General features: G+C 37.6%; 9 protein-coding genes. 8 read left to right on the top strand and 1 reads right to left on the bottom strand.

Annotated elements, in window-relative coordinates:
• The 4 genes from HII17_RS14075 (at position 1) to HII17_RS14060 (ending at position 5,149) form a co-directional block, all read left to right on the top strand.
• Positions 1-978 (top strand): alpha-ketoacid dehydrogenase subunit beta, encoded by a 978-nt coding sequence (locus HII17_RS14075; RefSeq protein ID WP_169075985.1) that lies wholly within the window; start codon positions 1-3, stop codon positions 976-978.
• 9 nt (positions 979-987) lie between these two features.
• Entirely contained in the window at positions 988-2,562 is a 1,575-nt protein-coding gene (locus HII17_RS14070) for a dihydrolipoyllysine-residue acetyltransferase (RefSeq protein ID WP_169075984.1), read from the top strand.
• A gap of 361 nt (positions 2,563-2,923) precedes the next feature.
• On the top strand, positions 2,924-4,750 hold the full coding sequence (locus HII17_RS14065; protein ID WP_169075983.1) for a protein kinase domain-containing protein: 1,827 nt from the start codon (positions 2,924-2,926) through the stop codon (positions 4,748-4,750).
• Between the two features lie 21 nt (positions 4,751-4,771).
• Entirely contained in the window at positions 4,772-5,149 is a 378-nt protein-coding gene (locus tag HII17_RS14060) for a VOC family protein (RefSeq protein ID WP_169075982.1), read from the top strand.
• A gap of 33 nt (positions 5,150-5,182) precedes the next feature.
• Here HII17_RS14060 and HII17_RS14055 read toward each other — a convergent pair whose 3' ends face one another.
• Positions 5,183-6,229, bottom strand: a complete 1,047-nt coding sequence (locus HII17_RS14055) for an anti-phage deoxyguanosine triphosphatase (RefSeq protein WP_169075981.1) — start codon at positions 6,227-6,229, stop codon at positions 5,183-5,185.
• A 65-nt stretch (positions 6,230-6,294) separates the two neighbouring features.
• On the opposite strand from HII17_RS14055, the gene HII17_RS14050 reads away from it, so the two are divergent.
• Genes HII17_RS14050 through HII17_RS14035 form a run of 4 tightly spaced genes read left to right on the top strand, consistent with a single transcriptional unit; the run spans position 6,295 to position 13,080 of the window.
• Positions 6,295-7,566, top strand: a complete 1,272-nt coding sequence (locus HII17_RS14050) for a site-specific integrase (protein ID WP_169075980.1) — start codon at positions 6,295-6,297, stop codon at positions 7,564-7,566.
• Positions 7,559-9,853 (top strand): hypothetical protein, encoded by a 2,295-nt coding sequence (locus HII17_RS14045; protein ID WP_169075979.1) that lies wholly within the window; start codon positions 7,559-7,561, stop codon positions 9,851-9,853. Before HII17_RS14050 ends, HII17_RS14045 begins: the two co-directional genes overlap by 8 nt.
• On the top strand, positions 9,854-12,559 hold the full coding sequence (locus tag HII17_RS14040) for a hypothetical protein (protein ID WP_169075978.1): 2,706 nt from the start codon (positions 9,854-9,856) through the stop codon (positions 12,557-12,559).
• On the top strand, positions 12,559-13,080 hold the full coding sequence (locus HII17_RS14035; protein WP_169075977.1) for a hypothetical protein: 522 nt from the start codon (positions 12,559-12,561) through the stop codon (positions 13,078-13,080). Before HII17_RS14040 ends, HII17_RS14035 begins: the two co-directional genes overlap by 1 nt.
• Positions 13,081-13,093: the final 13 nt, after the last annotated feature.

The raw sequence follows: 13,093 nt of genomic DNA, 5'->3' as shown, positions 1-13,093 counted from the left end.
ATGGCTCAAATGAATTTATTGCAAGCAATTAACAATGCACTTGATATTGCTATGGCAGAAGATGATTCTACGCTTTGTTTTGGTGAAGACGTAGGTCACTTTGGTGGCGTATTTAGAGCAACATCAGGCTTACAAGAAAAATACGGTAAAGCGCGCTGTTTTAATACGCCGTTAGTTGAACAAGGTATTATGGGCTTTGCTAATGGTCTAGCGGCTCAAGGTAGCCGTCCAATTGCGGAAATCCAGTTTGCTGACTACATTTTTCCTGCGTTTGACCAAATAGTGAATGAAACAGCGAAATTCCGCTATCGTAGTGGTAATCAGTTTGATGTTGGTCGTTTAACAATTCGTACACCATATGGCGGTGGTATTGCTGGTGGCTTGTATCACAGTCAGTCTCCTGAGGCTTATTTTGCTCATACGCCAGGCTTAAAGGTTGTTGTACCTCGTAACCCTTATCAAGCGAAAGGGTTGTTATTGGCGTCGATTCGTGACGATAACCCTGTGATTTTCTTTGAACCTAAGCGTCTTTACCGTGCGTCAATTGGTGAAGTGCCAGAAGACGACTATCAATTGCCAATTGGTAAAGCTGAAGTGGTCACTCAAGGTAATGATATTTCATTATTGGCTTGGGGCGCACAAATGGAAATGATAGAGAAAGCGGCTGAAATGGCAGCAGCTGATGGTATCTCATGTGAAATTATCGATCTGAGAAGTATTTTACCTTGGGATGTTGAGACAATTGCTAATTCAGTGATGAAAACAGGTCGACTGTTAATTAGTCATGAAGCGCCACTTACCTCTGGCTTTGCTGGTGAAATTGCTGCAACTATTCAAAACGAATGTTTCTTACACTTAGAATCACCAATAGCACGTGTATGTGGTGCCGATACGCCATATCCATTGTCTTTAGAACGTGAGCATATGGCTGATCACTTAAAAATATATGAAGCAATTAAACGTAGCGTTAATTACTAAGGACCGATTATGAGTATTGATTTTATTTTACCTGATATCGGTGAAGGTATCGTTGAGTGTGAGATTGTCGAGTGGTTGGTTGCTGAAGGCGATATTATTGAAGAAGATCAGCCGGTTTGTGACGTAATGACTGATAAAGCACTCGTTCAAATACCTGCAATGCACGCAGGTGTGGTAGATAAGCTTTATTATGCAAAAGGTGACATTGCTAAAGTACATGCACCATTATTTGCAATGACGCCTAGCGGTGAGGCGGTAGTACCAGAAAATGCAGCTGTTGAACCTGTATCTACAGACGCTGTGACTTCAGGTTCTCAATCAACTAGCTTGATTACAGAAGACTTTATTTTACCTGATATTGGGGAAGGTATCGTTGAATGTGAAATTGTCGAATGGTTAGTCGCTGAAGGTGATGTAATTGAAGAGGATCAGCCTGTAGCTGATGTAATGACTGACAAAGCGCTTGTGCAAATACCAGCAATGCATTCAGGCAAAGTAGTAAAACTACATTACGGCAAGGGTGAAATTGCCAAGGTTCATGCGCCTTTATTTGCTATCGAGCGCGCGGGTGATGCTAATACTCAAGCGGCTTCGGCACGTAAAGCATCTGAAGCGCCAGTTGCGCAATCCCAGACTAAGCACAAAACGGTTGCCCCAACAAATGTTGAGCGTAAGTTAGCTGAAGGCGGTAAAGCGCTAGCAAGTCCCGCTGTTCGTCGTATTGCTAGAGAGTTGAATGTTAATATTCATCAAGTGCCTGGTTCTGGTAAGAAAGGTCGGGTATATAAAGAAGACGTCATTGCATTTAACGAAGGTGGGGCACAGTCAGCGGTGTCTAATACATCAGCAACTTCGCAAATTTCAAGCACTGCTGTTGGCGGTACACGCGTTGAGCCAATTCGTGGTGTTAAAGCAGCAATGGCAAAAGCCATGGTAAATTCAGTTTCGACTATTCCTCACTTTACCTATTGTGAAGAAATTGACATGACTGACTTAATTGCACTTCGTTTACAGCTAAAAGAAAAATATGCTTCAGACGAAATTAAATTAACGATGATGCCTTTCTTTATGAAAGCCATGTCATTAGCGCTAAAAGAGTTCCCTGTGGTTAACTCTCAGCCAAATGATGATTGCAGTGAGTTAACCTATTTCGACGATCATAATATCGGAATGGCAGTTGACTCTAAAGTTGGCCTACTAGTTCCAAATGTTAAGCAAGTACAAACCAAATCAATTTTGGATTTGGCAGTTGATATTACTCGTTTGACTAAAGATGCTCGTTCTGGACGAGTTGCACCGGAAGATTTGAAAGGTGGGACAATATCTATTTCAAATATTGGTGCGCTTGGCGGTACTGTAGCTACGCCAATAATTAACAAACCTGAAGTTGCAATCGTAGCGTTAGGTAAGGTACAAACCTTGCCACGTTTCAATGACAAAGGTGAAGTGGAAGCTCGTTCTATTATGCAGGTAAGCTGGTCTGGCGATCACCGCATTATTGATGGTGGCACTATTGCTCGATTTAGTAACTTGTGGAAATCATATTTAGAAGAGCCAACGAATATGTTGGTATCTATGAGTTAATTGCTTTCGCGTTAAAATTATTATAAAAAAGCTCGCAGGTTGCGGGCTTTTTTTTTGCGTAAATTTATGTCTGATTTGAAAAAAAAAGCCCAACAAAATGTAGGGCTGAATATGTCGGGAACGAAATAAACTAATGTTTATTTATCCTGAGAGAAAAATCATTGTATAAATGAAGAGCTAAAATCGGTTGGGGAGTTGCTCTACATTCAACAAGGACTATGCTAATTGACCTTTATTACAGTGCTATGACATCTGAACAATTTCTTTAAAGTTTACATAAGAAAATAATGATGACAAATTTGTCGCCTCACATTTATTTCAGGTTACAATCAGCTTAATTAAAAGTATTGGCAAAGCGTTCGTGTCGGAAAAAAAACTACAACATTTTTATATCGCAGAAGAACAATCGATTTATCTGTTAAGTCACAAGGATGCAACTAAATTAAAGCAATGGGTTGAATTGTGTCAGCAACAATTAAGCTTGCTTGGTTATGAGCGTATAGCATTAATTGGTAAGGGCGCGTACGGCTTCGTGTTTTCTGGTGACGATAACTTAGGTAACCAGTTCGTTTTCAAGTTTTCTAGAATTACGCTACCACAGCACGTTCAAGATAGGCTTGAAGAAGAAGCTGAAATTCAAGAACAGCTTTGCCATAAACAAATACCTAAAGTCTATGAATACCGTAAGATTAAAAGACAATCGATACTGCAAATGAATCGAGCTCCTGGTATCGATTTAGAGCAATACTCCCATTTACATGGTCCTTTACCACCCGAGCTTATCGTAAAATTTGCTATTCAGCTTATTAAACTTTTAAAGTATTTAAGAGACCCTAGCGTACATGCCAATGGTAAACCTTTTGTTCATGGTGACATTAAACCTTCCAACCTTGTATTTGATGAATCTACTGGCCAGTTGCAGTTAATTGATTGGGGCTCTGCAGTACTCGCTCAAATAGATGCCAAAGGGCAAACCACGTCGAATAATGTCATGGATTTAATGAGCAGTGATTTGCAAAATACCAATGCCCGACTTGGCGATGTTTATTTTATTGGTCCAGAGCAAATTAGTGGTGGTTTATCTTGTCCACGCTTTGATGAGCAAGGTACTGCAGCAACTCTATATGCGCTAGCTTCAGGTCAGTCGTGTCGATACGGTAAAGGTGTTATTCCTGCCAATAGTTTAGGCTTGCCAAAAGTGCTAGCTCAAGTGTTAGATGGCATGTTAAGTGATGAACAGACTGTTCGTGAAAAGGCAGGCGATTACTTTATTAATAACCTAACACTTTTTAACCAAATGGTTCTTGCTGACAAGCCAGCGACTAAAGTGGTTCCGCCGCAGATACCGGTTTGGGTAAAAAGTACCGATGATATTATCGATACGGTTGTCTATGGCTCTCGAAAATCATTCTTACGTGAGCAAAGTACTGATGACGACTTGTCGGCAGTCGATGACGTACAGTTAGAAAAGTATTATAAAAACTACCTTATGGGCATGGGTGATGCAGAAAAGGCATTTGTTGCAGCGGTTAGTCGATTAAGTAACTTTCCTGTGGTAGGGGGCTTAGCGGTTCGTTGGGAAAAAGACGGCGTTTATATCGATTCCAATTTAACTCTGTTTGATCCGACACTTAAAAGCTCTTTTCATAGTGCTGTCAATAATATGATCCATTTAGCACAAGGCATTTTTCGCGTAGGTATGTTCAAAAGCTGCTTGTTTAATGCACGTAACACCTTGCATATTGAACGACTATCTCAATCAGAACCTTTTATTGCGGCAGAAGGCCAGTTTATTCCTTTCGATATTAGTGGTGTACCTGATTTAGATGATGTAACAAAGCTACATTCTTATTTTGAGGACGGCAAAGATCCAGATGAGTACCTTCATTTACCTGACATTGTTATGGAAGAGCTTGCCAAGCTAAATTTAATTCATCATACCGGCTGTATTATTTTTGAAGTATTGCCAACCCACTTGAAAATTCATAGCTACTTGATGTTACTTAACCATGAAAAGGAAGCAGAATTTAAGCAGTGTTTACAAAATATTATCTCGTTGCTGCCAACCATTAAAGGTCTGGGTATTTCTGGTTTCATGAAATTGCCTTATAAAGACACCCGCTTTTTTGAACATATCAATTGTTTACCTGAGCGTTATTACCCGAAGAATCCTAAACTACAACAATAAGACTATAAAAGGAGAGTTACGATGGAAAATGCTCAGTTAGGTGAAATTGCTTGGCTTGATTTAACTGTCGAAAATGCTGGAGAAATTCGAGATTTCTATCAAAGCGTTATTGGTTGGTCTTCACAAGAAGTGTCGATGGGAGACTACGCTGACTATTCTATGATTGCTAAATCTACAGATTCGGCTGCAGGTGGTATTTGCCATGCAAGAGGGGGGAATGCAGACCTTCCTCCAATGTGGTTGCCTTACTTTCTTGTTGACGATGCTAAAGGGGCAGCAGAACAAGTGAAAGCGTTAGGAGGAGAGCTCATAACGCCGGTAAAGTCGATGGGAAGTGATAAATTCGTTGTTATAAAAGACCCCGCGGGAGCAGCGTGTGCGTTATATCAAAAAGGTTAAATCATTAATCTAATTACACAATAATTTTTTCCGCTAGTTATTGGCGTCGTAACTGTCGCCATGGCTGATAGGCAAAAATAGTGTTTGATAGAGTTTAGTGGCGTATCCATCTGTCATACCTGACACATAATCAGCTATAACTCGTTGATGGTTTTCCCCTTTATCTGCTGCTTGTCGCCAACGCTTGGCAGTGCTTGTTGGCAACAATCGTTCTGGATCTGAAGATAATGCTTCAAACAACTCCATAACGACTTGTTGTCCTCGGTACTCTAATCTTTGAATTGCGGGTAGTTTAATTACAAACTTGAAAACGAAATCTTTAAAAATTTGTAATACCGATGCAGGCTCTGCAGGTAATTTCGCGTTATATTTTAATAGTGGCTCTTCAAAAGAATATGAGTTGCTTTCAACAGGTAGCAGTTCAATAGCGGTTATTAAGTAATTGACTAAACCTCCAATTGCATCTTTTTGTTTATGATGTTGCTCTGAAAAAAGGTTTTCAGTTAACGTTGTACTGTATTCACTTAGCCATTTATCACCAATATGATTTAGTGGTTTGATTACATATTCATCAAAATCATTTCGGTTTACGACACCAGTTACAATGGCATCTTCAAGATCGTGTATGCCATAAGCAATATCGTCCGCAAGCTCCATAATGGAACAATCTAAAGATTTGTATAGTGTTTTGCTATGTGTATTATCTCTGCGGCCTATGGCTTGGAAATTATCTCTATCATTATTTGATAAAGGCGACAATATCCAATCTAGGATGTTTTGATCGTCAGCGTACAAACCTTTAGGAGGGTGCCACTCACTTGCTTTTAATTGTCGGTAGTGGATAGGAGCACAGTTAGGCACCTTGTGGATCAAATTTTCGATTAATTGTGGGTATTTTATTAGTCCAAGTAGTGTTCTTCGAGCGAGGTTCATGCCATAGCCTTCGCTAAATGGCTCTAGTCGAGCAACTATTCGAAGTGTTTGTCCATTCCCCTCAAAGCCACCATGCTTTCTCATCATATAATGTAGTGCTACTTCACCACCGTGACCAAAGGAAAACGAACACCCACTAATTAACATGAAAGTGTATCTATTGTTTAAGAGTTAACTTAAGATGATATCAGGTAGAGTGTGAGCAATAAATAATGTATTACTTTAAAAGTGAAAAATATAAAACAATGATGATGTGTGACCACAATGGTACCCCACTGTTGTTGCCAAATTTATATTTACATTCACTTCATAAAAATAAAACAGCATACAAGCTTACTTGGAATGATAACTCTGGAAAGCGACGTATTAAAGGTGCTGAGCTTACTAGGGTAACGTTGTCTGATCGTAAAATTAAAGATTGTTTTTATGAGCTAAGAAAATTTCTTGATTGGTTAGAAGTCTATTCAAAAAACACATCTTCAATTTCATTATCAACTCATCATAATTTGCCTGAAGATATTCTTAACTATTACATAAATGAGGTTTTGATATTAAAACGAAATACCAGCGAGAAAATGGTTGAGAAGGCAGTGTCGGGACTAAAGTATTATTACAACTATCTGGCCTATAATGGCTTTACCAATATAAAAGAGATACGTGTAAAAAACGATAACAAAGCTATAGCAAGGGATAATACAAACAGAAGAAATGTTATTCAGTATTTATCGCCACGTATGCGAGCTGAACTCTACGCTAATGCTAATAGTCTGAGAGTAGAATGTATTTTACGAGCTGGTGGTGAATGTGGTCTTCGTACAAAAGAAAATATGGGATTGCTAGTAAATGACTTTAAAGTTGGCTCTAAGTCATATGTTGGTATGAAGTCATTTTTTAGGGAAATAGATCACGAATCAAAGCTCAAGAAAAGTGAAGTTCAAAAAAGGCAAGAATTTAAATACTGGCTTCAAGGAAAGTATTCTAAGAGCAGACGAGGCGGAATTGGCGGCATTTCAAGATGGATTTATATTCCACGTGATCTCATGTTGCGCTTCAAGCTATATTACGAAACTGAAAGGCCAGAATGCTCAGACGAAAGTTTATTTTTGACAGATCCTCAAAGTCGAGTTGTACATGGAGTAAGGGAAAACCAAGGCACTAGAGATTTTGCAGTAACACGAGATTTAGTGATTGAAAAGCAACAGCAAAAGCTATTACCAGACTACCTTCACTTATTGGAAGATAAACATAGTTATCATATTCTTCGGCATTCTTATGGCACGGATAAGTTTCATGACGCAGTTGAAGATGAAGGTCTTGAGCTTGAAAATGTAACGCACTTATCTCGACCATATTTGTTAGTTGCCGAACTATTAGGGCATGAAACAAAAGGAAAAGATGCTCCTAAAACAACACAGAAATATATTAGATCGGTAAAAGCAAAACTTGATCAAGATGCCTCATTTATGAGGTGCTGTGATGGATAAAATAAACTTAAGCTTGTTAGCGCAACAAGGTGAAATGTTAGCGGAGTTTTATCGCAATAAAAAGGTTAAGGTTGTGGATTTTGAACCATTTAGCGTTGATAGGTTTGTAGTACCTGACTCTGATGGTTCAACTCCACAATTAATATGCATAGAAGATCAGAGTTCGCACGAAAAACGATTGATATTCGCGGCATTGTACACCGCTAATTATGTAACCCATGTTCTCAACGACGGTACAGGCAGTAACCGCCAAACATTATCTTATATCGTTCCTAAGTTTATGAACTTTTTAAATGCTCTGACAATAGAACAAAGCAACCGTGTAAATATTTTCAAATCTTTTGAAACCTATAGGGTTGAAACTGATGATGTTAAAACTCAAAGCACAGGAATGGTTGAATTAATAAGACTTATTAATAAAGCACTGAACCATATTCCTTTTGGAAATGAGCTACTAACAACAGCGGATTATAAATACTTAGATTTATTGTCCAAAAATAAACCTTCAGTAAATGATGATCAAGAGCAAACGACATTGACCGATTACTTTGGTTTTCATTCATGGCTAAGACGTGATGATGTTGGCGTTGGCGCACAGTTATATAACCGGGCGGCTTCACCAAAGCTATTGATGAAATCATTTCAAATTACAATAAGCTGCGCATTAACTGAAATTATTAAGGCAAAGCACGCGCTAATTGATTTATTCATTGAGAAAAAAGTTAAGCCTGATTATTTTCCCAAAAAGTTAATTCGACCTAATCCTGTAAATTATGAAGGTGGCAGAAAATGTAAGCAATTTCGAACGGATGAGGCGGCATTTAAATCAGCCATTTTACAATCAAGCAAAGCGTTTTTTAAACGGCTGAACATACTTTTTGTTGATGGAGAAAGCAATAGTGCCACTCACACTGCTGTGCAGTCATTGGTATTTTCTCAATGTGTAGAAGAGGCGCATCAATATGCGATAGATACTTTTTGGCAAACAGGAGAAATAGCAACGCAAACAACAAAGGTTTCGAATAAGCGCGTTACAGTATTTCGCCAAGCTAGTGAAGGTTCATTTTTATTTACGCCTGAGTTTATTCATAAGTTAGTGCAGTATGCGAATTCGCAATGTAAAAAGGTGCCAATTTCTAAAGGAGAGAATTATTTATTTGCCTTGTTGATGTCATATCAGACTGTGCCATTTAGTGATTTATTTAGACTCAAGCTAGATGATTTAAGGTTTTCAAAGCGACAAACGGGTGAAATAACTCAGATCGAATCAAATTACTTTAAGTCTCGCGCTAATAGTTACCACGATATTGAAACATTAACGGGGTCTTCTTTGATCGGTAAAGCGATTGTTTCGTTTTTAAATGATCGTACGGATAACTTTAAATCGAATGAAAACTTAATTGAAAATGACGGTTCATTGCAATCAAAAATGGGGGCAACAACAAACGTTTCATTGTTTTTTAAATTCATTGGCAAATCTCTCGTTAGAAATGAGATTGATGTGCAACTAGCAAAAGAAAAGTCCTCATCTGTATTTATCGAAAGCATTATTGCTATATGTGATAAAGGTATTCGGAAAGAAGCTTATGAAAGAAAAGGTTCAAATTGGCAGTTAAATTGTCAAACACCAACAGTGACGAGAATTTTTAGCTCGCAAGCAGTAAAAAACTCAAGGGTGCATTCAGAGTCAGATGATTTTGATCCAACTCGGATCACCAATTATAAGTCTCACATTAATGAAACTGAGCGAAAAAACTACCTAACTAAAGAGAACCAAGTTTGGTTAGACAACTGTGGCCGTATTACACGGACGGTAATGAACGATATGGGGTTAAATGTATTGCGACCTAGCAGTAGCCAAGTTTTCGAGTTTAATTCAACACTGGAAGCGGCTTTAAAAACGATTAAACATAGGGCTGATACCACGTTAGCACTATTGAAAGTTGTTACGATAAAAGATGACGGAAAAGTTAATGAGCTAGGTTTTTCATTATCAAATAATAGCAGTGAAGAAAGTTTGCCTGACACTATTGATTTAGTTGAGTCACCAGATACAGTGCTTAAATTGTTGCATTATTTAGCTGAACTAGAACGTTGTCATCAAAAAATATTTGAACGAGCGCCAGATTATTTATTTTTTGAAGCACTGCCAACAGCAGAATGGATAGAAACCGTTTTTGCTAATAGATTATTTGATAGGAAAGTCTTTACTGAAGGCCAAGAGCTTTATCATAAATATAAGAAAGAATTACCTCCTATTTTTACTGCATATTCAGGGAGTTATTAGATGATAAATTTAGATAAATCAGTTAACCATATCGATAATAACCGAGCTAAATTTTTACTTTATTGTAATGACATGTTGCGATTAATTGATCCCGATAAAAATGCTAGTTTCGACTGTGACCAGTGGGTAATTCCATTTACCACTTCAAATAAAAGCAAAAATGAAAAGCTAGTTGCCACCTTGAATTTTTCTGATTTCAACACTGAAACGTTAAAATTTCAACAAAGCTTAAGAATTGAATTCCAAGTTGGTGAATTCATAAATCTGAGTATTGTTGAATTTGCTAAATGGCTTTTTTTACAGCAAAGGCACGATAATACGTTGGATTATCGAAGTGTTTGGTATTTAGGGATGTTAAAAATGCTTTTTGCCTACTTGCGAGAACAAAACGCTGACTCTCTTGAACAATCAACACTAGAAGGTTTCTTTAGCCTTTGTCTTACTCATGATTTTGTTTCAGGTAATTTTATAAAAAGACTATCTTCACCTGCTTATGGCTCTCGATTTAGAACGTTCAATGTAGCGAATATTGCCAGAACGTTACGTCTACACAGTGTTGATAGTGTAGTTACTAATATTCATGAAGATGATTTAAACAAAGCTTTTAATTTTGCTTGCTTAGCACAAATGAATATGACATTGGCAGACTATAAAAAAGGCGGAACATTTGACTTTTTAACGCTAGATGTAGGTAAGCACTATATCGATTACTGCGCAAACTTTTTTGAGCAAAACATCGTTTTTGCGACAGCACTTCGTTGCTCTCTTATGAGCTTAGGAATGGATACTGATGAAGTGGGGAATAGAGACGAATGGAAGTTACTGTTTAATGAAAATTCAGATGGCAGCTTGAAAGAGCTATTTTATCAGTTATTCATTAAAAACTATAACGAACTTGTTGTTAAGTACCATGCTTTCAATATCGAGAAACTTAATAAAGTTATATCATCGTTAAAGCTAGACAGCTCTCGCTTTGATGCTTACGAATTTGTTAGATCACTGTTATACGCTCGATATTATGATGACCAGCTTAAAAAGAGAGAGCACATACTTTCTGAATACGCCGCTAGCTTAAATGGTGACAATGCTGGCTTTTGCATTAACTTCACATTACAAGAATTCGATAATTGCTGTGATAAATTATTAACTAAGGAGCTAATTGATATCGATAAAGCGAAAAATATCTTGTCTCAATATTCTCAGCGATTTAGTACTAATACGCGGGTGAGCATAGGGAGTTACTTTAATGACGTTGAAGCTGCGGGGACAACCGCTTTTGTTGCTTACACAGGTTGGAGAGCGAGTGAATATGGCTTTCCAAATTCGGCGTTAAAATCAGCAGTTAACAAAGATATTTTAGATGCAGTTTACTCTCCATTTCGCTTTTACATTAAATGGTTATCACCTAAGACAAATGGTGATACCTTGCTCGAAAGGGAAATAACCTTATCTTCTACTATTCTTGTCAAACAATTGTCTACATTGAATCAGTTTAAAAATAATGGCTTTGCATTAACTTCAACAGTATTAGGTAATAATACCCAAATTGAGCGCCAAATCTCTAATATGGTGACAAGGCATTGGCAGAGCTTTCCAAAGAACTATACAACGTTTACAGAGCTAGATGAGTTGCAATTACTGACAGCTAAAGACTCTGAATGTGATTTGCTTGAACAGAAAAATAAGCAAAAGCTGGCAAAAAAATACGACTTAGAAAGTAGAGCCGTAAAAGAGCTTATCGAATTAAGGGATAAGCTTAGAAAAGATAACCAAGTACTAGCCTTAGTTGCTCGTAAGTATTTAGTTGATGGTAAAACCCTGAGTTTTGCTGAAACTATTCGACGCTATGTAAATCAAGAAATTGATCTAGCGAGTAAAGAAATATTAGTGCAACGATTATCAACCGAAACATTAGCATATATTAAAGCTAACCCTGACGGCATGGGTAAATCAGATGTTAAAGCCATTATTGATGAGCTTACCGCAGGTATATTTAAAGCTACACCTCACGCATTACGCCATATCTGGGCTGAAGCTGTATTAAGACGTTATAAAGGAGACGTAGGTAAGTTTATTAGAGCGAACTTTAAGCACATTGATGAACGCTTTTTTATGGCATACCTAAAGGGAAAAGAAGCCAGAGCTATTATGCAAGTCGCTAAAAGAACGACCATAAATCATATTGTTCGCTTTCGAATTAAGAGCCTCAGTGATGACGAAAGGCATTACGCTGGTCAGTTTGATCGCTTTGTTAATAAAGCTGCTGTTATTACTAAAGTTCATTCTCAAGCTGACTATGAAAAATTAGCGAACAAAATAGTCAGCGATAGAGTTGTCGATATTAAAGTTAATGCATGGAATACATGTGTGCTACGTAAAGGAACCTATGCTAACGCTATGTGTTCTGAAAATGGCATGCCTCAAAGACACAAAGCTGCGCCTAAACTTTGTTTAGGCTGCATTAATGGAGATATTGAAGAAGGTAATTTCAGTGGTATTGTTGTTTATATCAAGCCAGATATTGAAGCGTGCAGAAACCCGAATTTACCTATGTTTATCAAGAGGCTGCACCTTGTGACGGTTCGCTTGGCATTGAAGCGCATACAAGAGTTGAGTAAAAGCTCCGATGACTCCAGATACCCCAAATTCATTGAATACGTAAAGGAAACCATTGAAATGGTAACTAGGCTTGAAGAGGTTTCATAATGTCTAACGATTATTACGACAACTTTCTAGCAGGTGAAGACCTCAACACTGAACAAGAAGATAATAAAGTTGACAAAGGGCTAGAGTGGATAAATTTACATCTGACAGCCAAAGAGGCGTATCAAGCAATTAACGACCTTAAAAAAGTTAAGTTACGCTACATAAGTGGTCACTCAAGCGAGAAAAGCTATAAAACTAAATCACCTTGGACGATTTCTAAAGCTGAAGTTGCTAGGAGAGTTGGTAAAAGCTCTCAACCATTGTTCAATAGTAATACTTTTTCTAAAGGGTTACTAGGCTATTTTAATGAAACCAATAAAGCTTTGCTTAATGCCAAAACTAAAAAATTAACTAAAGCTAACAAAGGCATGCAGCACAAAACCAAAGAAGAGTTAAAAGAAAGCACTATAAAGCTAACTAAAGAAAATAAGCTATTACTTCAGAATACTTGTGAAGAATTGTATGAAAAGTTATTGAGTGAATTGCCACTCGATGTAAAACGAAAGTTAGGTTTAAATTAACAATTTTAACCTC

Origin of the sequence: Thalassotalea algicola (genome assembly GCF_012932965.1) — a bacterium.
Taxonomy (GTDB): domain Bacteria; phylum Pseudomonadota; class Gammaproteobacteria; order Enterobacterales; family Alteromonadaceae; genus Thalassotalea_F; species Thalassotalea_F algicola.
Note: the sequence above shows the minus strand (reverse complement) of the source record. Positions and strands in the feature narration are given on the sequence as shown.

Coding starts and splice junctions, on each gene's coding strand:
- HII17_RS14060 (WP_169075982.1), top strand. CDS start 4,772: ATGGAAAATGCTCAGTTAGGTGAAATTGCTTGGCTTGATTTAACTGTC.
- HII17_RS14045 (WP_169075979.1), top strand. CDS start 7,559: ATGGATAAAATAAACTTAAGCTTGTTAGCGCAACAAGGTGAAATGTTA.
- HII17_RS14055 (WP_169075981.1), bottom strand. CDS start 6,229: ATGTTAATTAGTGGGTGTTCGTTTTCCTTTGGTCACGGTGGTGAAGTA.
- HII17_RS14035 (WP_169075977.1), top strand. CDS start 12,559: ATGTCTAACGATTATTACGACAACTTTCTAGCAGGTGAAGACCTCAAC.
- HII17_RS14040 (WP_169075978.1), top strand. CDS start 9,854: ATGATAAATTTAGATAAATCAGTTAACCATATCGATAATAACCGAGCT.
- HII17_RS14070 (WP_169075984.1), top strand. CDS start 988: ATGAGTATTGATTTTATTTTACCTGATATCGGTGAAGGTATCGTTGAG.
- HII17_RS14050 (WP_169075980.1), top strand. CDS start 6,295: ATGTATTACTTTAAAAGTGAAAAATATAAAACAATGATGATGTGTGAC.
- HII17_RS14075 (WP_169075985.1), top strand. CDS start 1: ATGGCTCAAATGAATTTATTGCAAGCAATTAACAATGCACTTGATATT.